Below are 24,115 nucleotides of genomic sequence, written 5' to 3'. Positions count from 1 at the left end.
ATTCTCCCATACGGACATAGAGATTTTGTATGGTTTATATTAAGACTTCTTACTCAGCTTTGCTCCTAAGAAGAATAGACCCGTGGTACCGGCTGCCTTATACTCCTTGAACACTCCCTTACGAGATGCAGTAGATAGCGTACGGTGGAAGAGTGGGTAAAGAGGAACTTCTTCAGAAATAATATCCATCGCATTATTCCAAGCTTCGGTTCGCTCACTGTCTGATTCAGCTACAACTGCTTTATCCATGTATTCATGGAGCTTGTTATATGCTTCAGAGCCCTTCCAGAATGTGCGGGTCTTAGTCCATGCATTATCTCCGAACCACCAGTTGAGCAGAACATCTGGGTCGTTACCAAACACTGTAGGATCACCTGGAGCTAAGACCATAGAGTAATCCGCATCTTCTTTATCCGTAACATTCGGGAAGAGAGCTGCTGACTTCATAGACTGAATATCAACCTTAAAGCCCAATGCTTCAAGATTATTCTTAATCTGTGGAGCTAGCTCAGTAATCCATGTTTGATCTGTGGTATAGAGAGTAAATGTAGTTCCAGCCTGTACTCCAGCACCCTTAATGAGTTTCTTTGCTTTCTCTACATTGTAGGTGTATACGTTCTTACCCTTCTTGTAATATTTGAAGCTCTCTGGCAGGAATCCAGTAACGGGCTTTGCTTGACCGCCCATTTGATTCTTAATTAACGCCTCTGTATCGATACCATAGAAAACAGCTTGACGCACTTCCTTCTTATCGAATGGGGCTTTCTTCGTATTAAACATTATGAAGGCCTGGTTAAAGGACTGCACTTGCTGAATTTCTGATCCAGAAGTCTTTAATGTCTGAAATGCCTTAACTGGCACATTTTCCATAACATCATTTTTTCCTGACTGCATTGCAGTCACACGCGCAGTATCGTCTACATTCGAGTTCCATACCATCTTCTCGGATGGAGCTTGCCATTCACCGTTATAGTTGGCATTCTTTTCAAAAGTTACTTGTTGATCCGTAATATTTGTGTACTTGTATGGACCAGAACCAACTGGCATTTTCTGAAGATCTTCATCAGACATTGATGCCGGAACAACACCAACTAAGCTAAATCGATCTTTAACCAGCGTAAAAGGCTTATTCAAATGGAAAACGAGGGTATTATCTCCCTTTGTTTCAATACTTTCAATGAATGAAAGCATTGGCGCAAACAAACTTCCCTCTTTCATCATACGTTCAAAAGAGAACTTCACATCATTTGCTGTTACTGCGTTACCATCAGAGAATTTCGCACCATCGCGCAGAGTCACTTCGTATTCGGTTTCCGACACCATCTTCGGGTCGCCCTTAGCAAGACCGGAAACGAGACTAAAGTCGTTCATTTTACGGGTGTATAACGCTTCAATAACATGCCAGTTTCCAGCCATAGGCAGGGCTAATGATGTGGTACCAGGATCAAAGTTTCGTCCTGCATATGCAATCTGTGTAGTAATTGTTCCTGGAACAACCGTACTGGCTGCAGGAGCATTCTTCGATGACGAGCTTGAATTTCCATTGTTACCCGCACCACAGCCTGAAAGCATTAATGTGGCTACTGCAATACCTGCGACCAACTTTCCTAACTTCCCGCACTTCATTTTTTCTCCTTCAACACTGAAAGCGAATCCATATGTGAAGCTATCTTCAGCAACATTGCTATAAAAATTTTTTCTTCACTATGATTGGAGTTATCTCCTTATCCAATCATAAGACATCAGACATCTTATGTCAAAATTGTCGCAATAATATTTATATTATTCACTCTCCACTTCCTCTTAGTTTTTATCAATAATCCCCATGTATAGCGTAAAATAATGTTTTATGGTTAATAAAAAAGGTCCAACAAAGGGTTCTGGCGGTAAACACCGCAATAAGTTAGCAGGTAAAGGCCCTACTCCTAAAGCTGAAGACCGCGTGTATCACAAAGCATATGCAGCTAAAAAGGCAGCAGACAAGCGCAAAGCAGCAGATCCGCGTTTAGCAGCTAAACGCCGCGTAGCTAAGTTCACTTCCGATAGCGACGATATTGTTATTGGCCGCAACGCCGTTTTAGAGGCTTTGCGCGTGGGCGTGCCAAGCCGCGATATTTATATTGCTTCTCATATTGAGCATGATGACCGTACGCGCGAGATTATTAAGCTCGCCGGCGTGAACGGTTTGCACTTACTTGAGGCAGATCGTTTAGAAATGGATCGTATTGCGCGCAGCTCGAATCATCAGGGCGTCGTTTTGCGTGTGCAACCTTATGAATACGCTTCTTTAGCTAAGCTTGCCGACCATGCAGAAGCTAAGGCGGCAGCTTTGGCTGGGGCGTCTCCTAAGGCGCGTAATTTAGCTCGTCCTCTGTTTATTGCTTTGGATGGCGTAACTGATCCGCAAAACCTCGGCGCTGTTATTCGTTCGGCTGCTGCTTTTGGCGCAAACGGTGTGATTTTGCCTGAGCGTCGTAGTGCTTCGGTAACAGCTGCTGCTTGGAAGGTTTCTGCTGGAGCTGCAGCACATTTACCAGTGGCTCGCGTTGTTAACTTGACGAAGGCGATTGAAAGCCTGCGAGAGCGCGGATACTATACTATCGGATTAGATGGCGGCGGGAATGCTCTGGTTGGTGAATCTGGGTTCGAAACTGATTCGCTTGTGGTTGTTTTAGGTTCAGAGGGTAAGGGAATCAGCCGTTTAGTGCGTGAAGCTTGCGATTCGATTGTGGGTATTCCTATGACGTCTATGGTCGAATCTCTTAATGCGTCTGTTGCTGCAGGTATTGCACTGTACAGCGTGCACAAAGCTCGTATTTCTGCTACGAAATAAAAGCAATAAGTGGTGTTGATACGTATCAACACCACTTATTCTTAAAAGCTACATACTCGCCCATACTGCGGCATCTGGGTCATCCTCAGCATGGTAATCATCATAATCATCCATAACGCCTGAATCAGCTTCATCAAGAATAGATTGAATAGCTTTCGGATCCATCTTGTACTCACCCAGCGAGCTGGCAATATAATCTTCAGTTGCTTCAGGAGTAGATACGTCATGGCCAATCTTTTCAGCCATAATCCAACGATGGGTCAGCACTTCATGGAAGAACTGAGCAGGCTCAATTTGGTAACGGTATTCCGATGGAATAGCGCGTACCGTAGGCTCGAAAACCTCACGCATCCAATCTGTAGCCACAATTTCCATATCTTCACCCTGACGCCATGTGGACGTGCGGTAGGCTTCAATATCGTTGAGTAATCGGCGCGCCTGATTTTCTTGCACATCCAAGCCGGTCAAGCGCAAAAGTTTACGAGATGCATAACCAGCATCCACCACGCGAGGACGCACATTAATGCGGTTACCGTCATCTGTTGTGGTTATTTCTAACTCGTCTACGTCAAAGCCCAAGTCGTTGAGCTTGTTCACGCGCTGTTCAATCTTCCACATCTCGTCAGGAGCGAAGGATGACATACCAGTAAGAGCGTCCCACAGCTCGTGGTAACGGTCTACGAGGCGGTTACCCACTTCAATCTCATCAACTTCACTTGGCAACAAATTGCCGGAATGCAAATCCATCAACTCACCAATAATATTGGTGCGAGCTAAGTCAATATCGTATTCGCGCTGACCATCAGTTAAGTTCTCATGCAGCGCACCTGTTTCTGCATCTACGAGCACAGCCGAAAAATTATCTGCATCGCGCAGGAATAAAACATTCGATAACGATACATCACCCCAGTAGAAGCCCTGTAAATGCAGGCGAACGAGGAGCACAACTAAAGCGTCAATCAAACGGTCTGCAGTATCTGCGCGTAAATTGCGGGCGAATAAAGCGCGGTACGGTAGCGAGAACTTCAGCTGTTCTGTAATCAAAATAGCTTCAAGTGGCTCGCCCTTTGTATTGCGACGTCCAGCAACCACACCAATTGGTTTTACGCTCGGCACGTCAATTTTTTCGAGCTTACGCAACATCTCATACTCTTTAACCGCTGAACGGTAAGAAATTTCCTTCATGGCGTTCACATGATCGCCAGCGCGCACAAAACGTACCACGTGACGAGATATACCTCGAGGTAGGTTAACAATAAGATCTTGCGACCATTTGGCCAACGGTAACGACCATGGCAAGGTAAACAGACGCGGATTAGCCGTAGCAGCAGTGATGTTCAGAGTTTTAGGCTCTACGCTTTCGCGATCAGCTTCTTCAGATTTCACGGATGTAGCGTTAGACAGTTGGGGATTAAAAGCGGCCATAGCTCACTCCTTATGCAAATTGGCAGATTCTGTTCAGCACTACAAAAGGCGACACTGGCCCTGAAGCCTCGTGTCGCCCTTCGTATACATCGACTAATTGAATTGATTCAGTTGATTCTTGCGAACCAGTCGAATCAGTGCATTAGTTCAAACGCAATTCGGTAGATGGTGCAAACAGGTGCATCTTTGTTGGGTCGATGTGAATGCGAACAGTTGCACCGACCTGTGGGAGTGCACGTGGGTTTACACGCACTGTGGTCATATTGTTCTGATCAGACATTACCGAGGAAGCTTCATCAGCGCCGGAAGCATCAACGATGTTACCATAAATGAAGCCGTCGGAACCAAGATCTTCAACATTCAAAACGTTGAGCTTGAATGCATCCGGCTCCGTATCGGATGCAAGAGATGCATCTTCTGGACGGAAGCCGATGATGATCTTGTTGTCGTCCTCAGCGGTGAGCTTTGCGGTTACTTCTGCTGGCAAAGTAATTGCATCGTCACCGATGATTGCCTTGCCATTTTCTACCTTATGAGTAGAAATGTTCATGGATGGGGAACCAATGAATCCTGCTACGAATACGTTCTCTGGACGATCGTAGAGCTCAGTTGGAGCACCAACCTGCTGAAGAATACCAAGCTTAATAACTGCAATGCGATCACCCATGGTCAAAGCTTCAGTCTGATCGTGGGTCACGTAAAGAGTGGTTACGCCAAGCTGACGCTGCAATGCTGCAATCTGCGTACGAGTCTGTACACGCAACTTTGCATCCAAGTTGGACAAAGGCTCATCCATGAGGAAGACCTTAGGCTGACGAACAATTGCACGACCCATAGCTACACGCTGGCGCTGACCACCAGAAAGTGCCTTTGGCTTACGATCGAGGTACTCAGTTAAGTCAAGAATAGCTGCTGCCTTCTCAACGCGAGCGCGGATTTCATCCTTTGGGGTACCAGCAATCTTCAAAGCAAAGCCCATGTTATCTGCCACAGTCATGTGTGGGTAGAGAGCATAGTTCTGGAATACCATTGCAATGTCGCGGTCCTTTGGCTGCATGTTGGTAACGTCCTTGCCACCAATCAAGATGCGACCCTTGTTTACTTCTTCGAGACCTGCGAGCATTCGCAAAGTTGTAGACTTACCGCAACCAGATGGACCAACGAGAACGAGGAATTCGCCGTCATTGATAGTGAGGTTGAGATTGTCTACAGATGGGGTGTCATTACCTGGGTAAATACGGGTAACATTTTCAAATACCACTTCTGCCATAATTTTATCCTTTCATTGACAGGTACGTGCCAAACGATCCGAGTGAGAGGTTGGTTATTTGTGGTTCTGGAAGATAACTCTTCTTCGAGCCACCTCTCATAATACACAATGCTGCGGTACTTGTGTACGTGTTTCTCAAAATTAACAGGATTTTTTGCAAAATTATCGGTTTTTCTTGCAAACGATTGCATTTGGGGAGTGAAACTTCCTTGATTTTCTTCTATAGGAGCTTTACGTTGTGCGCATGAACTTTCTGATTCATAGCGACTGATTGGTAATTGCCTTCGAGATATGACAAGAGCGCAAATCTATACAGACTCACGCTCTTGAGCTACTTTAGGCAGTCTTACTGATGCTATTGCTTAAGTCGATACACCCCGTAGCCATCAATACTCTTGATAAACGATTTATCTTGAGAGAAATAACTGATGGTAGGAGAGAACATGTTTTCTGTATCTCCTGTGAGTTGATATACACGACGCTGCGAAGTCGATGCCTGAAGATTTTCTGTTAGCGTATAGGTTTTTCCTTCAGCCCACTCGGAATAACCGAAATCGCTATGCGTAACTGTTAAAGTTGAGCCATCTACTTTTATTGTTGCTTTCTGTGGCACATCGCCGAATGTAGATGTATATTCATATTCTCCAGCTGGAAAAATCAAACGGCTTTAGCTTCTCATCTGGCACATCTCGAGCATAAACAACTTTAAGGTCGCTCTTCAATATCCCACCATCAAAAAGAATAGGCAGGAAAGAGTAAGGAAGTGGGGAACCATTGTCTCCTCTATAAAACTCGACTGCGCTTAATACTACGCGTTTACTCTCATACTGTTTCCAATCAATTGACTGTGAGAAATCCTCTCCCCCTCTAAAACCAATGATAGAAGCAACAGTTTTATCAAGTTCTACGCCAGCGCTTTGAGGCACTAAGAGCATGTCCAGTGGCTTATCAGGCAAGAAAATAACATAAGGCGGTTCATCGATTAAGTCAGGCCTAAACTCATTATCTTTGCCCACATACTGTTTAATCTCATCCTGAGAATTAATATCCGCACAATACCCGTAGCTGCCTTACGTCCGCTAGCTTCTACGTTTTTCACAGCCTCCTGCAGTTCGTCATTACTACGCGCAAGAGTTACAGCTGTATCCGTTACCTTTGTAAACGCACACAGCCACCGCCGTAATTGCAGCAAGAAGTATATACCACAATTTTTCGGCGAGCGCACGGAAACACTAGCTGTTGCAACACCAGCTGGCTGAGTTTTCTTGACCTTTGGCGCTTTCCCCGGAGCCTGTTTAGGTGCAGCTTAAGGTGCTGCTTGGGGGTGCAGGAGGCTGCCCACCTCCACTAAAACCATTACCGTTATTCTCCATTTTTCCTCTTTCTCTATATAACTTTCTGTATAAAACTTTCTACATCAGCGCGAGCAAACTTCGCTCTTACTTCAAAGCCTGACGAGCATTTTGTACAGTAAGAATATCTTTCTGCGTTACTCCTGAGTTCTTATCGCGTGAAGCTTCTTGAAGAATCTCAACAGTAGCGTCCACATCTTGTGGAAGATACTTTCGATGCAGGAATGAACTCGAATTGTGCTTCACTTGGATTTTCTCTAATTTCCGCGGTATCAACAAAAGATGCACCGGCAGCAGACACATCAACCGTGGCTGCTTTCGGCACTTTATACATAGATCCATCAGCATTAACAGGACTAATATGTCCAACAGAATATCGTCCTTCTGGCACTGAAACTTCGCCAGCTGCTATAGTTTCTGCCTTGCTTTGCGCTCGAAGAGCTTTATACATACTGACTTTTTTATTGTTATCTGTACTAGAAATATGTACGAGTATTGGCGATGATTGAGACGTCCATTTTTCATCTAGTTGTGCGCTAAACTGCATATTTACACACGTAACGGATATTCTTGCGTACTGAGAGTATAGAATAAAACCTGCGAAAGATAGCGCGACAAAAACAATAAAAATAATGAACGAGATAAATAATCCGCTCTTTCAGCGTTTTCGCGGTTGTTCTGTATTACTAGCAGACGACAGCACAGCATCTTCGTTTTCCTGATTGAGAGAAAACCATGATTGTACTCTTCTTTCCCCATCTCCGTGTAAAAATGCGACCTAGCATATTTCATCTAGGTCGCACTCTCTTTCCTCATCTGTTCAGCACAGCGAAAGTTTTACCAAGAACTGTTGTCAAACTTTACTGTCAGTTTATTGCCATCGAGAGTAAAGGTACCGTCACCATAAATGGTGTTATCATCGGAATCATCGGTCCAATCATCGAAGAAATCCTTATGCCGATACTTTAAGGTTGCGGTTCCGCTACCAAAGGAAAAACTTCCATCCTCTAAATCGATGGTACGGATTACTGGATATTTAGTAATGCTCCACGATAAATCGTTGTAGCTGTCGCTATTTCCACTAATCCATGAAGAGAATGGGCACCCTTCAGGCTCTGGGCTGGTGGATTTAGCACATTCGTCTAGTACAGATTTCACCTGTGCATTAATATCTTCTTCTAATGCATCAGTTGGGTTGGCAGTAACGGAAAGGTCGGAATTAGCTCCAATTTTTCCGGTAAATTCCTTAATATACTTCGTTCCCTTAGCCTGAGCGCTATACACGCCAGGATAAATAGCAAAAGTATATCCATAATCAATCTCAGACAAAGCGTTAGCCTTACCAACAGCTACACCGCCAATCGAAACGGATGTAAAAGGCTTAGCAAATGTAACGTTAACAGTTTGCGTTAAACCATTAGTCACTGTCCATTTATCAAAAATACCGAACTGCTTACCCACAGGTTTTACTGTTACAGAGGCAGTCCGACTACTATTTTGTAAGTTATACGATACGTTAAATGTTTGCGAACCATCAGGATTTTTAACAGATTTTCCAACGGTTGCGCCCGAAATACGGACTTCCGCGTTCTTACCTGCTGTTGACGTTAACAGCGCGGACTGAGCAGTAGATAGACCTAAATTAGACAGCTTAGTTGCCTGAGTATAGTTTCCGCTTTCTACAGCTTTCACATACTGATTGACTACGTTCTTTGGACCAAATAGAGTGCTTGACGCAATGCTATATGCGCCAAACAGCACGGCTAAAACTGCAATAACGATTGCACTAATAACAAGAACGCGCTTCTTCTGTGGATCGAGAGGCTTGGCAACTGGAGCAGGTGCAGTATTGCTGGCTACCGGCTGAGGAGCAGGTGCAGCCATTGAAACCGTGCTAGCCTCGTTGAGCATAGACGTGTTTTGAACAGGCATCACCACAGTTGGGTCTTGTTCAACTGGAGAAGATGGCAGAACCTCGGTTGGCTGCTGAGCAAAAGCAACAGGAACAGTTTCAGCCTGTACTGGCTGTGCTGGCTGTTCGTTCTGCTCTGCAGCTACAGCAACAGTTCCACCCACAACTGCAGACCACAAAACTGTAATCAGCGGATACAAAACGCCATTAAGTACGCGAGAAGCTACTTCCAAAAGACCTAACCATACAGCAAAAAGAACGCCATACCATAATTCAATTCCAACGGATACGTTGTAGCCGTATCCCATTGCTCCAGCATTTATGGAAATTCGCAAGCCGAAGAGAGCCAGAGCAATCCACACAAGACCAAGAGTTGTTGGAGCCTGCCATGCGTACTTCCACTGTGCATATTCAGCGTCATACATGTTGCGCACAATCATGCGCAACACAATGTAGAAGCTAGCAACAATAAAGAGAACCAAAAGACCCCATAGCCATGGGCTAACAGTTTCTGCAAGTTTCGCAAGAGTAAAATTCTGCCCACCATTGTTAGAACCAGAGGTACCACCCATGCTAGCACGTAAGGAGCCAAAGGAGCTGAGTGCTTGTGCATAAGCCGCCAGCAGAGGAAGGCTGGAGAGCAAAGACAGAGGCATCATACTGTGAGTCTTCACACCAAGATAAATGAGCAAACCAATTGCTACTACAGTGAATACAGCTGCATACATCGCACTTGATTCCACAATAGTGCGCACAAAACCGCGAGCCTGATGTGCCCACTTCCATGCAGCCTGAACAATAGTCTTTTCTGTTGCATGCTTCTCAGCAAGTACAAAACCGAACCAAGCGCCAAGAGTTGCGAAAATGAAAGCCATCGCAAAAGTACCGAAAGTAGCTGCGGAAATTGTTATAGATACGGAGGCGCCAAGACTGCTGAGTGCTCCACCAATCGCAGTGTTTCCGCTATCTAAACGTATAGCAGTAACGAAAGCGATAAGTAAGTAGGCAATAGCTACTGCCAAACCAGTGAGCATTGCAGACCATAAATGAGTCCATTTCTTGGTGCGTTCAAGTCCCTTACCAAACATATATGCACCGAAAGCTACGCCAAGAATAAGAGCCACACCCGAAAGCGAAATAGGGAACAAAATATTCACAGCGCCGGCTACAGATATGCCCTGTGCCCCGCCAGAAACACTTACTGAGCCGCCCACACCGCCGGTAAGAAGAATACCGAAGATAGACAGAGGGCCAACAAAAGAGGTGAGATTGTCTGGCACACTGCTCGACATATAAGGAAGCTCTGAGAGAATTTCTGAGGTTTGGGAAGAGCCCAAGAAGGAGAATAAAATAAACTGAAGCGCTGCGAATACAGCTGCCGCTGCCAAACCAATACCAGCTGCAATAGCCATACCCTTGATACGCTTTTCAGCAAACACTTCGCTTCTGCGGGCTACTGCTACAACCTGAGATACGGACTCGTTAAGATTTTGCGCAGCACCTGTCCCTGCTGAAGCGTTATTTACTGGAGCTGGATTTACTGGAGCTGCTTGCTGCTGTACAGGCTGATAATCAGTGCTCTGTGGATTGAAAACTTGAGTCTGCTCGGTTGGCACTTCTGCATTCACGATTGTGCTCTCGAACGGCTGATTGCTCTGACTACTGTTATCCACAGGTGCTGTAGGCTCAGGCTGAGCAACAGGTTGTGGTGTAGGATCTGGGAGCACAGTTGGCGTTCCACATTGTCCGCAGAAACGCGCATTCGGATCTAGCTGCGCACCGCATTGGCTGCAAAACATAATCCCCCTCTTTTCTCTAATTTTTCTCTTTTTCTCTGCAAGTTATCGGCGTAATTGCCGACACTCTTAATAATACAACGCGGTCATCGTTAGATGGAGCGGTAGGGAGGGCTTTAGTACCCAGAAGAGTTATCCACAAACACATAACCTTTCGATAATGTATCGCTATGGTTATCCCTAATAAAAATGGACGTTCTCGGTAACGTTGTACCAAGTTCTTGTCCAGTAATTGAATAAATCCAAATTTTAGCTTCCTCACCAATATCACTCGCAGTTCTTCCTTGACGCGCAAAAACAGCAGTCCGCCCCTGCTTCATGCCGTAAACCTCTGTAATAGTGATGAGCACACCATATTCAACGTATTGGCGACCAATAGTGTCGCTCACATTCAACGAGGCTACTGTAGCCACAAATGTATTCTCATCTATTTTGCGCAGATTAGAGAATTTTCCGGTAAATATGGACTCAGACCTCATACCGTTCGGATAACCGTGTCCAGTAGCACCCATATCGCTGTCGTGAAAGTCACCACTGAAGGTACCATCACTATTCAGAGTCATCATTGTCGCCCACGTTCCGGCACCTGAGCTAAATGCATACTCTCCAGCAAAATCCCTGAATCCTGTACGCACTTCGCCAAACTGTTTGTTATACAACGCAATAGGGAATTCCTTATCGTAAGTAGGAAGTGATACCTCGAATACCTTGTTATCGAAAATATTTTTTGCAACTTGACGTATATCATCCCCGACAGCAATACCTACATGCAGAGGAACCGTTGCATTAATATCCACACTTCCAACGAAAGCCTTTTTGATACCAGGTAGTTCAATAGCGCCATTCTTTTGCGCATCATCAGCAAGCTGAACTTGCCCACCAGCAGAAATCTTCCCTCCAACACTGCCCTCCAAGCCCATTTGATCATACAATTTTGACTCAAAACCAAGAGTCAGAGTAAAGTCTGCTTGAGCAGAAAAAATAGTGTACTCATCTGCATTCTTTTGATCTAGACCATTAAATGACAACTCACTTACTGGGGCTGCTCCTTCACGAATAGTGTAGAAGCCTTTTTTCGTAGTATACCCAAAGCCTATGGTTTGAGATTGCTTAATAGAGATTGACGGGTTAAAACTGGAGGCCATATTTAAATCACCAGTTAGTGATACTTCATTAGTTAACACAACCGGCACATATCCCACCATAAACTGGACATTCGGCAAATCAACTTTTGCTAACTCTTCGCTCACATGAACGCCGTCAGCATTAAAAGATTTCAAAAAATCACGCAATGAAGCACTAGCATTAAACTTTTCCTCAGCAGTAACTTTCAGATCGACCTTACACTGAGGTGTAATAATCAAACGTAATTTAACCGTTACAGAAAACTCAGCCTTCGTACCTCGACCATCATAATTCAGCGCTCCGTCAGCAGTTATTCCATCTTCAGCAGCGTTTACCTGTGGCATAAAAACATCTTGCTTCTTTGCGTTTACCTGCTTAACGGTAATATCTTTATCACCATCAATCACTGCTACACCGCTGTAATCGCAACGCTCAATAAGGTCTGTGAGCGCAGCCTGCTCAGTTTTAACGGTATACAGTTTGCCGGTTTTATGCACAGACTTAACCTTACGCAACAAACCGTGAGGCGTTGTAGGCGTAATACCCACGTTAATTACTGTTCCCTTTTTTAATGCTCTTAACTTTAGTAACGACTATGTCTTGATCATTTACTTCTTTTATAGAAAAATCTGATTTTTGCGGTCGTATATAAGAGCATTCTTTCGAACCGTTACGTGCAAATTGGCTGATCGAGGATCAGCCCCTAATTTTGGCGCTAAGAAGTGCGAATATGCGAAATATCCGCCCACACTGATGGCTACTGCGGGAACAGCAGCGAGCGCGATAAGCCACCAGCGCCGCTTACGAGGGTTTGACCCCCATCGGACCACTTGGATTTTGCGAGCCAGACGGCCCACTCGGACCTTGCGGTCTAGCCGGCTCAGCCTCTCTAGCTAGATTCGTTGGAGTGTTCGCTTGTGTCTGGTTCTTGTTTGGAGCCTTCTTAGGCGCTATCTTAGGTGCCTTTTCAGGAGCGCACATCGGTTGCGACTGTTTCGACTGCTGTGATTGCTCAGGCACACCCGACTGAGTATTGTCTACATCTAGGTGAACTCATCAACCATAGTTTTCTCCCTCTTCATTTACTTATCTTTTCTCTTTACCCTCTATAGTAAATTGAATTGTTGAGAGCCCCCGTATATAGCCTCATGCATCGTCTCACACATCTACACACGCTCATAAAATAGGAACTATGGCTGAACATTATTCCGCACTCGATTTAGCGCCCGGCGACCTCGTAGGAGGTTATACACTGCTCAACCGCCTCGACCAAGGTGGCATGGGCACTATTTGGCGCGTGCGCGATGACGGCGGCAATATTTTCGCTATGAAGGTGCTCTTAGACTCACTCAAAGAGGAAGACGAGAACGGCAATCTCAGCGATAACACAGATAAACTGACCGCTCGCGAGCGCTTCCGTCGTGAAGCTTTGGCGCTGCGACGTATCGATCATCCGGGCGTGAACCATATTGTGGACATGGAACTGGATGACGCTCTTGCATTTATTGTTACCGAGCTAATTGAGGGTAAAAACCTGCGCGACGACGTATATGAGAATGGTCGCTACACTGCTGAAGATCTCGATAATTTAGCCCGTATGCTTATTGATGCTGTAGATGCCGTACATGCAGCAGGTATTATTCACCGCGATTTGAAGCCAACTAACGTTATGATTTCCCCATCAGGCCCCGTTCTTGTGGACTTTGGCATTGCTATGGGAGAGAACGAATCTCACGTAACGCGCACAGGACTGGTTATGGGTACGCCTGGTTTTATTGCACCAGAAATTATTGAAGGCGCTGAGTCCGATGAAGCCACTGACTGGTGGAGCGTCGCCGCTGTTCTCGGTTTCGCGGCTACCGGAAAGCCCGTTTTTGGTTCGAAACCATTAATGACTGTTTTAGAGCGCGCGGCTTCAGGTAACGCTGATTTATTTGGTCTTCCGCCTTTAACCTTACATGCTATGCGCATGGCTTTGAACCCGGACCGTATGCAGCGCTGCTCTGCTCAAGAACTGCTTTCCGCTATTCATGAGGAGGCTCAAATACCAGATATTTGGGATAACGGACCGCACGATATAGCGGTGACTGAACAGACATCAGCAGATGAAGGAGCAGGACGTACGTCTGTGGTGCCCCCTTTTTCAAGAAACTTTTCTCGCGACGATAACACGAGAAACACTGGCACAGATAAAACTGTAGCTATTGGCTCTACTCGTCTTATGCCCACAGGCGCTCAAAACGCGATCCCAGAAGTTCCCGCAACACGAGTTATGGCGAGCGCGCCAATCAGCAGCATACCAGACGATAATTCCACACGTCTCTTGTGGAGCGCACCCCCTGAGCCGTTGCCGGTTTATTCTGAGCCATCAAGCAGCCAGATGCAACCAAATGCAGCGCCAGTATCAATGGCAACAACCGTTGTGTATCAGTGGGCATGGGCAAGTATTATCGTATCTCTTGCAGCTTTTTTCCCAGCTCTATCTCTGCTCGCTGTCGTGCTTACAGTTATGTGGTCGTCGATACGAGGATCGCGCACTCAAGCACGGCTGAATAATCCGAACGTATCTGCGATCAGTCTCAGCTTAGCTCTTCCTTGGCATATACTTAAAGCTGCAGTAAGCGCTCTGTGGTACGGTCTGCGCGCGACTATTTTACTCGCCCTATTTAATGGTATTTTCTTAGGAATACTTAGCTTAAGCGGTTTTACTGTCGGTTTTGGGCAATGGACGTCGCTTTTCGTCATCATAAATATCTGTGCCATGAGCTTATCTTGGCTGTTCCTTCTTGCCAAGCCTGCACAGGAAACAATCCGTTTAGGTCTTAAAGCTCGCGGACAATCAAACGTTTCTGTTCAAACACGTTTTATCGAAGTATCTCTCTGGGCGCTGGCTATTATCTCTATACTTGCTCTATCGGCAACAATCAAAACGGTAACGTGGGATCCGTTGCCTAATATTCAGTATTGGATTCTTTCTACAATACCGTCTTTGGTTTAGCAAAAATTTTTAGTAATCCGTGAAAATTAGCCATTTTTTTAACCCCCTTAAGCTAAAGTTTTTTCTATGGCTAAAAACTCGGATAAGCGCGCTATCTCTCGTAAAGCACGAATGGAAGCACGCGCGGCTGCTGAACGCGAAGCACAGTTAGCAGCTGAACGCGAACGTAAAATTCAAACGACCATCGGCGCTGCAGTAGTAGCAGTTATTGTTGTTATCGCTGCTGTAATTGTGTTCTTTGTGGGACGCAACATCTATAACAGCACGCGCTCCCCAGAGGAAGTAGCTGCTCAAGCATATGCAGCTGTGGAAAAGGTGAAGGATAAGCCTAAGAACGCAGCAAAAAACGGCGGTTTTATTATTTCCAAGAACGGCGTAAATAAGCCAATTGCTAATGTTCCAACCATCGATGATTATATGGATTATATTTGCCCTGCTTGCGGTACCATGCATCGTTCAGCAGGAGAAACCTTAGCTTCTTTGGTTGCTGCTGGTCAGATTAACTTAAATATTCATCCTGCTGCTTTCTTGAACGCATCCTCTACCGATCGTTATTCCACTCGTGCAGCAGCTTTCGTCACATACGTTGCTGATAACGAGCCAGACAAAGTTTTGGCTTTGAGTGAAGCTATGTTTGCGCAGAACTTCCAGCCTCAGGAAGCGTCTGGATATAAGAGCGTTTCGAATGATGCTTTGGTTAAGCTCGCAAAGTCCGTGGGCGTAAGCGATTCTGTTGCGACGGCTGCCGCGAAGGGTAAGTATGAGAAGTGGGTTAACGCTGTGAGCCAGTGGTATCCAGTTGATAGCAAGTTATGGCACAAGAGCGGCACATATAAAGGTCAGATGACCACTCCAACTATTTTGATTAACAACAATTACTGGGATTACACCACTGCTCCATCCAGTTATGCAGGCAATTACGCCAAGATGATTTTGCATAGCATTGGACTCGAGGAAGCTTCCGTGGGCAAGGCAGGCGATTTGCCAAGCATTGGCACAGGAAAGCCTGTTGCCTTGTAAAGGCTGCGAAACTTTGTGACGCTTTGTGAAACGGAGGTTGAGCAGAGGACTGAGCACGGGTTGAGTACGAGATTGAGCGAGATTACTGAACCTGCTGATTCAGTTTTCTAGTTCTAATTTATTAACTTTATTAACGGCTTGTCGATTTTATCGGCGAGCCGTTTTGTATAGTTCTAGAGTTTTGTGTATAGTGAGAGCGTTGAGTTAATCAACGCCTCTATAGCTCAGTTGGCTAGAGCAGCTGATTTGTAATCAGCAGGTCGAGGGTTCGAGTCCCCCTGGAGGCTCTTTGTTATGTATCGCGACATAGTTCCGCTGACTGTGTCGTGAGATTTTTTGTTTTATGTGTGAAGTATGCGTTGAATTGATTTCGTTGATTCTTCTGGTCAAAATGCGTGTAAGATAGCGCAATAGATAATGCTGTTTTCGGCAATGTGTGAAAACGTAAGCACATAAGAGAATGACTACCTCATGCACCACTCAGATAAAAATATCATGATTAACAAACTAAAAACTCACTTATTTCTCCTGTTTTTACCCGCGTTCTCGCTGGTCACCTTGTATCTATTACAGGAAGTAACGCAACCGCAATCGTCATCCCATTAATTGCAGTAATCACATTACATTGTTCATCTTTTGAGGTGTGAATTCTCACTGCTGCTGAATCAGTAGCAGCAGCTATTTTCGGCATTCAAATTGGAACTTTATGCGATAGAATCGATCCGGATAAAACTATGCTTGCTTCCAATCTCATTGGAGCTGTATCCACCGCAGTTCTTTTCGCACTACTCTATTTCCATTTTATTTCTTTTATCTCTTTAATACTGCTCATGCTCATTATTGGAATTGTGACTCTTGGGTTTGATATTTCCCGAACAGGATACACTGTTGCTCTTGTTCCCAAAAATCGCATTCCTCATGCTAATTCTCTCATTGAAGGTGCCAATGCTGTTGGTGAAGGCACGGACCGAGTATTGGCGGTGGGATTTTCCATGTTGCAGGAGCAGCCTTTTCTCTCTTATTTGACTTCGTATCATATATTGTCAGTTCATTACTTGTTTTTATTAATATTTGGTCTAAGAAAGAATCAGGACTATATGAACAGATTATAGAGGAGGAGCAAACAGATACTTCTTCAGACAGTGACTATAGAAATGGTTTTTCCTATGTCTTTTCTCATGGTGTTATTCGATCTATAGCATTATCAGCAGGACAGTTTAATTTCTTCACTTCGGCTTTCTTTGCAGTTTATTATGTCTTTACTATTCATAATCTTCATATGAACGCCACTGAAGTTGGTTTAGCAGCTACTTTCAGCGGTATCGCTGGAATTGTAAGTGCAGCAGCAACAGGAAAAATTATCTTTCATCTCCCATCAGAGCCTCTGTATATCTACTCGCTTGCTCTTCCCTCGATTGCCGCTATGTTCGTATCACTATCATCACTCTTTACTGCGCAACACTTCATTGTTCTTATTTCTGTTTGTTTCTCTCAATTCCTGTGGAGTTTTGCTGTAAATGTCAGCATTATTCTGGGGGAATCAATTAAGCAAGTGATTACACCAGAAAATATTCTTGGACAAGTAAGTTCCGCAGAACGCATGATTGCGTTAATTGCTGAGCCTATTAGAGCAATTGCAGGCGGATTTTGCGCAACCATCATCGGCGAAACACATACTCTTTACATTACTGTACTAGGACTTGGATCTTCTATCCTATGGACGTTAGGAAAAACAGGGATTCTTTCGTTTAAAAAACCGAAGGAATGGTAATACAAACTAAAGGGGTATGTTTCACGTGAAACATACCCCCCTCAAGCCCTTACTTCGGCCATGCTAGCCAAATGGCAGCAGCAATAAAAATCAATCCTAAGCCAACTAACCATAGTACTTTCGGATTATTCTTCGCACGCAGTGCTCCCACAATAAGCAGAACAACTCCTACTAGAGCAAATAAAATCATAATAACGAAGCCCATAGCTTCACCTTTTTTCTGAACGAATTGCACTCGAATGTAGTTATTCACCTCAGTTACATGCGGTTACACGAACAACCAAAGATATGAAGTAAAACATGGTGGAGTCTTCTCAAGAGGCCATCACGCATTAGGTCATATAGTTACTAACTAGTGCTGTTACCCTCTTCTTTCCTTCTCTTCGGAATTCCAAATGTGCGGTGTAGCACTGTTGAGGAACACTGTCGCACCACGAAACGCCAGTTTTAACAACATAATGTGATGTAGAGCACATTACGCGATGCAAGTCGTGAGTTCATTAATACACTGCCCGCAGAAAACGTGACTACTTCACACGGCTTCCCATCACTCAAAAATGTTGTATTTACAGGCTTTAAGCACTGTCGTAAGAAATCAATTACTTTACTCAATGGCATGTCTTTTAGCTATGCACACACATCCATACTTACTGTGATGTTTTTCATATTTTCAATTATTATTAATTTTTCTTTAAGTCATCCCACAGATTTTTCTCGCAAACCTCATCCTTCAACACCCTCGCATGTTTCACGTGAAACATTCAATTACATGACGAGCAATTTCAATTCAAGTTCTCTACCCAAGGCATAGAGCGCAGTACCAAATATGAATTTCTCGTCAACTTCTTTACGCTTATCTTCCAGCAAATACGTATATCTACTATGGTTGTAAACATTAGATTTGTGAGATAATACAGAGAAACAAGGGGAAAGATGGCACTTCGTTGGACTCCCAAACGTTTTATTACACGTAGACGTTGGCGCATTGCCATCACCTCAAGTGTGTGTGCTGCTATCTGCATCAGCTCTTTCTTTATTGGCACGTATAAATCCGTAGCTCTAACCGTTAACGGCAAAACAACGCATGTGAATACCCTTGCTTTAACCGTTGACGGTTTACTTTCTCAGGAAAACGTTAAAGTTAAAACACATGATTTTGTGAAATCAACTTCCGGAGAGCGTTTAACAGATAATGCGCATGTTCAGGTACGTAGCGCTTACGAAGTTACTGTTATGATCGACGGTCAGCCGGTCGGCTTCTGGACGTACGCAAAAAGTGCGGACGAGCTGCTCAGACTTTTTAAGCAGAACGAAAAAAATGCCGTAAAAGTAACTGTTTCTATCTCAAATATTTATAACAAACTGACTGGTGGGTTAATTATTAACGCCCAGGGAACAGTTAAAGTTATTGCTGATGGTCACACAAGCGATGCCGTAGATGGAAAAGTTCCTGCTGCTGCTATTTTAGATGCTCGAGGTATTTCTGTAGGTCAGCATGACCGCGTTTCTGTTGAACAAGATGGTAACGATACGATTTTGCGCGTTGTGCGAGTTACGTATTCGGATTCTACTCGTGAAGTTGAGATTCCTTTTACCACGCGAACAGTAAAAGATGATTCTTTAGAAGAAGGTAAGCAGGAAGTTGTTCAGCAGGGCATAAATGGTAAGAAAACCCAAAACCTGCATAACACTTTGGCTGATGGTCAGGTTGAATCTAGTGAAGTTACGAGCGAAGCCGTAACCCAAGAGCCTCAAGAAGAAATTATTCATGTAGGCACAAAAAAGAAGGAAGAGCCTAAAGCTGAGAGCAATACTCAGAATAATCAGCAAAATTCAGATCAATCTTCCTCAGCTAATCAAAATAAAACTGATCAAAACAAAGCTGATCAAGATAAAGCCAAGCAAGAAGAAGCTGCTCGTCAGGCTGCAGCGGCAGCAGCAGCTCAAGAAGCTGCACGTAAAGCTGCCGAAGCCGAAGCTCAGCGCAAGGCTCAGGAACAAGCAGCACAACAGCAAGCACAGCAACAGGCTCAACAACAAGCTCAAAGCGGTTTATGGCATCCAACCCCTGCCCAAGCCCAGGCCTATGCTCAAGCTGCAGCCGCTCAATACGGCTGGACAGGCGATAATTGGAATGCTTTAGTATGGCTGTGGAACCGCGAATCAGGATGGCGATGGAATGCAGAAAATTGTTCTTCTGGAGCATATGGCATTCCTCAGTCTCTTCCTGGCAACAAAATGGCTACATATGGCGCAAACTGGCGTGACGATGCAGCAATTCAAATTAATTGGGGTCTGAACTATATTGCTAAGCGATACGGCAGTCCATTAGGTGCCCAGCAGCATAGCTATAAAACAGGATGGTATTAAAATCAAGATTATGAGTGAAACAACAGGATTATTAGGTGCTTCCGATATTCGCACCATAGCTGCTGAAGCCGGTATTTCGCCAACAAAAAAGTTCGGTCAAAACTTTGTGATTGATCCGGGCACTGTGCGCAAAATTGTACGCACAGCAGGCGTAACTGCGGATTCAAAAGTTCTGGAGGTTGGTCCGGGTTTAGGGTCTCTCACCTTGGGTTTACTCGAAACAGGAGCTCATGTTACAGCTATTGAGATTGACACTCCTGTGGCTGAACGTTTACCTTATACCGTCGCTACATATATGCCTGCCGCTTCTGAGCGTTTGCGCGTTATTGAGATGGACGCGCTCAAAGCTACTCCAGACAATACAGCTATAGATCTGAGCACTCCTCTTACTCTTGTTGCCAATCTTCCATATAACGTAGCTACTCCAATTATTCTTACTCTACTTGAGCGCTTTACCAATATTGAGTCTTTTGTGGTTATGGTTCAAAAAGAAGTTGCAGACCGCCTGTGTGCTCAACCGGGAAACAAGGTCTACGGCGTGCCTAGCGTAAAACTTGCATGGTACGGTTTGTCAAGTCCTGCCGGAGTTATTGGTCGCAATGTGTTTTGGCCAGCTCCTCATGTTGACTCTGCTCTCGTAGAATTCCATCGTTATGATGATTCCCACAGCACGGAAAGTCCTCGAGACCCTGAGTTGCGCGACGATGTTTTTAATCTGATTGATGCTGCTTTTAGCCAGCGTCGTAAAACTTTACGCGCTGTATTGAAGAAAACTGTGTCTGATGAAGCTTTCGAATCTGCACAGATTGATTCAACTCGTCGAGGAGAAACCTTAACTATTGATGATTTTATCCGCTTAGCCAGTGCATCTCGAATGTTTCACATGAAACATTCCTAATTCCACATGCATAGAGGTTTTAGGCTCGGTGTGCGTATAGAATAGCTGGAGAGTAGACGGAGGAAAAATGGCCGACAGCACGATTAATACCGAACGCGAACAGCGCAAGCTTTATCTTCGCGCACGTCAGCGTATGATTTTAAGTGCAACAATTGGTTTCTTAGTTGTTGTTCTTATCATTTCCTTAATTGGAGCTTTTGGCTCTTTCTCATCTTCAAAAAAGAAGACAACAACAGCAGCAACAAACTTTGGTGTAGTCACTGCATGTGCTGTTAAAGATTCTGTCACTATGAATCCGTCAGAAATAACAGTGCGCGTGCTCAACGGCACCAATAAAACTGGTTTAGCTACTGCTGTAGGTGAGGAACTTCATAACCGCGGTTTCAATTTGCAAGGTGTGGGTGATTTTGATTCCTCTAGTGTGCTAGAACGCACTGAAATTCGTTTTGGCAAAAACTCTATTACTCAGGCATATACGCTTGCTACCAACTTCAATGATGCTATTTTGCGCATGGATAATCGCGAAGATAATCTTATTGATGTTATTGTGGGATCTTCTTTCGATGATTTGATTGGTACGAAAAAAGTACCTAAAGCAGGCTCTAAGATTGAATCCTTAACGAACTGTGAGGATGCTGCACAGCTCAAAGATGTGCCTCAAGCTCAGGAACATCAAGCTGCATAAGTACGGTGAAGGGGATTTGTGTAAACAAATCCCCTTCTTTTTATTTATTGTCTGCGTACCAGCGTTGAAGCTCTTCAACAGCTACATCATAATCAACTGGACCATTATCTAAACGGTAATCAAGCATATGCTTATATGCCTTCCCTACTTCTGGTCCAGGAGTTAATCCCAAAATGCGCATAATATCGTCGCCGTTAAGATCCGGACGGATAGCTTCAAAGTCCTCTTTTTTCTTCAGCTCAATCACACGCTCTTCAAGCTCATCCATGGCATGAGCAAACATTTTTTCTTTTGCTTTATTTTGCGTGGTTGCATCAGCACGTGTAAGACGATTCAAACGATGATATAAATGTCCTGCATCTTTTACGTAGCGACGCACAGCAGCATCAGTCCATGGCTCATCTACATATCCGTGGAAACGCAAATGTAACTGCACCAAAGCGCTCACATCAGCAATAAGATGATTGTCAAAATGCAAAGCGCGCATACGCTTCTTTGTCATTTTCGCTCCCACCACATCGTGATGCATAAAACTTACTTTGCCGTTCGGTTCAAACTTGCGCGTGCGAGGCTTACCCACATCATGCATCAAAGCAGCCAAACGCAAGGTTAAATCAGGAGCAGGAACAGGTCCTTCCTCATCAGTTTCTAAAGCTATTGCTCTATCCAGCACTTGCAAGGTGTGATCATACACATCTTTATGACGGTGATGCTCATCTATTTCCAGCTCTAAATCAGGTAATTCAGGGAGAACAAAATCAGCCAAACCTGAATCGACCAAAGCCTCTAAACCAGCACGAGGATTATCGGATAACAGTAATTTGCATAACTCATCGCGCACACGTTCTGCAGATACAATCTCTATACGAGGAGCCATATCTGCCAAAGCTTCTGCAGTATCTAATCCAATACGGAAGCCCAGCTGCGCCACAAAACGTACGGCACGCATCATGCGCAAAGGATCATCATCAAAAGACTGTTCAGGTTCAACAGGCGTACGCAAAATTTTTCGGTCTAAATCGCGGCGACCATCAAAAGGATCCACAAATTCGAGGTGCGGCACACGAATAGCCATGGCATTAACTGTAAAATCTCGACGCGATAAATCGCCTTCTAACGTTTTACCGTAACTGACTGAAGGTTTACGCGAATCGCTCTCATATTCATCGCTGCGATACGTGGTTACTTCAACACTATATTCCTGACCGTCCGCGGTCCTCTTTACAGCTCCTAAAGTACCAAATTTACGACCCATATCCCAAAAACCATCGCCCCACTTTTTGAGCAAGGGCTCCATCTGTTCGGGCAGAGCCGATGTGCAGAAGTCTAAATCATGTGCAGGGCGGTTAAGTAACAAATCTCGTACTGGTCCGCCAACTAAAGCTAATTCGAAGCCGTGCGATTCAAACAGTTCGCCCAATTCAATTGCAATAGGTGAAACACTCAGATCCACGACTATCCTTTCTACCTCATATATAGTGTTCGGCTGTAAACTTTCGGCGTTTCGCGAAAAAATCCGCGAAGTGGCACGCAATTACACGCCTGACATAGATTTTAGCGCACCGTAACCATAATCATTACTCATCATGCACACGGTGGCAAGTAGACTGGTAGATATGATTACCCCGGCAGATGTGAATCGCATGAGACAGCGCGCCCGCGCTACTATTGAGTCTGCCCAAAAATTAGCACGTTCTGATGCTCAAAGCAAGAGCTCACGCGATCAATCTTCGTCTGAGAATGGTGGAAATAATTCTGCGCATATTGAGATTGCTTTTTCCTCGCATTACTCCAGCGGATATTTTATGGAAGATGAGGAATACCGCGCAGAATACGATCTTGAACTCAATACCGGCACTACTACCTCGCGCTTTACGAGCATATCAAGTTCAATTGTTCCGCTGTACAGCACGTCATCTCAGATACCATCGCCACACGTAGTGCATAGCAAGAGCGACGAGGGAAACGAGGATAGCGAGACTAACGATAGAAACAATAGAAACAATCAAAACGATCGAAACGCGCTGAACAATCCCGCTACAGCTGAACGTGATTTCAGCGAGATCGGCACAGCGCTCAGAGGTAACGCATCCGTTAAGCAGGCTTTAGAAAAGCTATCTGAAGAACTACAGTTAAGAACTCGCAACGTGCCTACTCCGGCAATTATGGCAAAACGTCGTGAGGATGCACCAACAAGTTTCGCTTCCCTAGATAACCGTGACTTGCCTGTGGTGCGTGAATATTCTGCTGGCGGTTTAGTATTCGACGAGCATGACCGCGTAGCAATTATTGCGCGTCATTCCCGCTCAGGACATCTTGAATGGTGCTTACCTAAGGGACATATTGAGAAGGGCGAAACGCCTGACCAGACCGCTGTGCGTGAAATTCATGAAGAAACCGGTATTTTGGGCGAAGTAACCGATTCCATCGCCACAATTGACTACTGGTTTACTGGTGATTCGCAGCGCATTCATAAATTAGTGCATCATTATGCATTGCGCATGGTGGGAGGATACCTCACTGTTGAAGGCGATCCAGATCACGAAGCAGAAGACGCTACATGGGTTAAGTTTGACGATTTGACGGATGTTTTGAGCTATCCGAATGAACGCCGTATTGTGTGGCTATACGCCAAAAAACATAGGAAAGAATCCTAATAC

Annotated in this window: 18 protein-coding genes, 1 tRNA gene and 1 pseudogene; 10 read left to right on the top strand and 10 right to left on the bottom strand. The window is 44.8% G+C overall.

Annotated elements, in window-relative coordinates; genetic code table 11:
- Nucleotides 1-39 precede the first annotated feature (39 nt).
- Nucleotides 40-1,626, bottom strand: a complete 1,587-nt coding sequence (locus G464_RS0102650) for an ABC transporter substrate-binding protein (RefSeq protein ID WP_022856619.1) — start codon at nt 1,624-1,626, stop codon at nt 40-42.
- A 223-nt stretch (nt 1,627-1,849) separates the two neighbouring features.
- Between G464_RS0102650 and rlmB the strand changes: the two genes are divergently transcribed.
- On the top strand, nt 1,850-2,833 hold the full coding sequence (rlmB, locus tag G464_RS0102645) for a 23S rRNA (guanosine(2251)-2'-O)-methyltransferase RlmB (protein WP_022856618.1): 984 nt from the start codon (nt 1,850-1,852) through the stop codon (nt 2,831-2,833).
- 48 nt (nt 2,834-2,881) lie between these two features.
- Here rlmB and G464_RS0102640 read toward each other — a convergent pair whose 3' ends face one another.
- The 7 genes from G464_RS0102640 to G464_RS09635 form a co-directional block, all read right to left on the bottom strand.
- Nucleotides 2,882-4,258, bottom strand: coding sequence for a DUF4032 domain-containing protein (locus G464_RS0102640; RefSeq protein ID WP_021617400.1), 1,377 nt, complete (start codon nt 4,256-4,258; stop codon nt 2,882-2,884).
- A 142-nt stretch (nt 4,259-4,400) separates the two neighbouring features.
- On the bottom strand, nt 4,401-5,528 hold the full coding sequence (locus tag G464_RS0102635; protein ID WP_021617399.1) for an ABC transporter ATP-binding protein: 1,128 nt from the start codon (nt 5,526-5,528) through the stop codon (nt 4,401-4,403).
- 355 nt (nt 5,529-5,883) lie between these two features.
- The gene (locus tag G464_RS0102630) at nt 5,884-6,141 is read right to left on the bottom strand and encodes a hypothetical protein (RefSeq protein ID WP_155237047.1); all 258 of its coding nucleotides are present in this window, start codon (nt 6,139-6,141) and stop codon (nt 5,884-5,886) included.
- Nucleotides 6,142-6,163: 22 nt separating this feature from the next.
- A complete protein-coding gene (locus tag G464_RS0102625) occupies nt 6,164-6,544 on the bottom strand; it encodes a hypothetical protein (protein ID WP_022856617.1) in 381 nt (126 codons plus the stop codon).
- Nucleotides 6,545-7,058: 514 nt separating this feature from the next.
- A complete protein-coding gene (locus G464_RS0102615) occupies nt 7,059-7,331 on the bottom strand; it encodes a hypothetical protein (RefSeq protein ID WP_022856615.1) in 273 nt (90 codons plus the stop codon).
- A 386-nt stretch (nt 7,332-7,717) separates the two neighbouring features.
- Nucleotides 7,718-10,591, bottom strand: coding sequence for a zinc-ribbon domain-containing protein (locus G464_RS0102610; RefSeq protein ID WP_022856614.1), 2,874 nt, complete (start codon nt 10,589-10,591; stop codon nt 7,718-7,720).
- 113 nt (nt 10,592-10,704) lie between these two features.
- Nucleotides 10,705-12,261, bottom strand: coding sequence for a hypothetical protein (locus G464_RS09635; RefSeq protein WP_022856613.1), 1,557 nt, complete (start codon nt 12,259-12,261; stop codon nt 10,705-10,707).
- Between the two features lie 644 nt (nt 12,262-12,905).
- Here G464_RS09635 and G464_RS09890 point away from each other — a divergent pair.
- The 5 genes and pseudogenes from G464_RS09890 to G464_RS0102575 all read left to right on the top strand — a co-directional run bounded on the left by G464_RS09890 (nt 12,906) and on the right by G464_RS0102575 (nt 17,502).
- Complete coding sequence (locus tag G464_RS09890) at nt 12,906-14,711, top strand: serine/threonine-protein kinase (RefSeq protein ID WP_022856611.1); 1,806 nt, start codon at nt 12,906-12,908, stop codon at nt 14,709-14,711.
- A gap of 66 nt (nt 14,712-14,777) precedes the next feature.
- Nucleotides 14,778-15,731, top strand: a complete 954-nt coding sequence (locus tag G464_RS0102590) for a DsbA family protein (protein WP_022856610.1) — start codon at nt 14,778-14,780, stop codon at nt 15,729-15,731.
- Nucleotides 15,732-15,944: 213 nt separating this feature from the next.
- Nucleotides 15,945-16,018: transfer RNA gene (locus G464_RS0102585), tRNA-Thr, on the top strand.
- Nucleotides 16,019-16,378: 360 nt separating this feature from the next.
- Nucleotides 16,379-16,681 (top strand): annotated as a pseudogene (locus G464_RS0102580) (MFS transporter); the annotation flags it as partial.
- 23 nt (nt 16,682-16,704) lie between these two features.
- Nucleotides 16,705-17,502, top strand: a complete 798-nt coding sequence (locus G464_RS0102575) for an MFS transporter (protein WP_162138579.1) — start codon at nt 16,705-16,707, stop codon at nt 17,500-17,502.
- A gap of 49 nt (nt 17,503-17,551) precedes the next feature.
- On the opposite strand, the gene G464_RS10035 is transcribed toward G464_RS0102575, so the two are convergent.
- Nucleotides 17,552-17,707, bottom strand: coding sequence for a hypothetical protein (locus G464_RS10035; RefSeq protein WP_022856607.1), 156 nt, complete (start codon nt 17,705-17,707; stop codon nt 17,552-17,554).
- Between the two features lie 728 nt (nt 17,708-18,435).
- On the opposite strand from G464_RS10035, the gene G464_RS0102565 reads away from it, so the two are divergent.
- From G464_RS0102565 to G464_RS0102555, 3 genes are all read left to right on the top strand, one after another.
- Complete coding sequence (locus G464_RS0102565; protein ID WP_022856606.1) at nt 18,436-19,872, top strand: aggregation-promoting factor C-terminal-like domain-containing protein; 1,437 nt, start codon at nt 18,436-18,438, stop codon at nt 19,870-19,872.
- Nucleotides 19,873-19,882: 10 nt separating this feature from the next.
- The gene (gene rsmA / locus G464_RS0102560) at nt 19,883-20,770 is read left to right on the top strand and encodes a 16S rRNA (adenine(1518)-N(6)/adenine(1519)-N(6))-dimethyltransferase RsmA (protein ID WP_022856605.1); all 888 of its coding nucleotides are present in this window, start codon (nt 19,883-19,885) and stop codon (nt 20,768-20,770) included.
- A 67-nt stretch (nt 20,771-20,837) separates the two neighbouring features.
- Nucleotides 20,838-21,455, top strand: coding sequence for a LytR C-terminal domain-containing protein (locus tag G464_RS0102555; RefSeq protein WP_022856604.1), 618 nt, complete (start codon nt 20,838-20,840; stop codon nt 21,453-21,455).
- A gap of 40 nt (nt 21,456-21,495) precedes the next feature.
- On the opposite strand, the gene G464_RS0102550 is transcribed toward G464_RS0102555, so the two are convergent.
- Nucleotides 21,496-22,908 (bottom strand): CCA tRNA nucleotidyltransferase, encoded by a 1,413-nt coding sequence (locus G464_RS0102550; protein ID WP_021617375.1) that lies wholly within the window; start codon nt 22,906-22,908, stop codon nt 21,496-21,498.
- A 163-nt stretch (nt 22,909-23,071) separates the two neighbouring features.
- On the opposite strand from G464_RS0102550, the gene G464_RS10290 reads away from it, so the two are divergent.
- Nucleotides 23,072-24,112, top strand: coding sequence for an NUDIX hydrolase (locus tag G464_RS10290; protein ID WP_244264110.1), 1,041 nt, complete (start codon nt 23,072-23,074; stop codon nt 24,110-24,112).
- The last annotated feature ends 3 nt before the right edge of the window (nt 24,113-24,115 follow it).

The organism is Alloscardovia omnicolens DSM 21503 (genome assembly GCF_000420505.1).
GTDB classification, from domain to species: Bacteria; Actinomycetota; Actinomycetes; order Actinomycetales; family Bifidobacteriaceae; genus Alloscardovia; species Alloscardovia omnicolens.
Note: the sequence above shows the minus strand (reverse complement) of the source record. Positions and strands in the feature narration are given on the sequence as shown.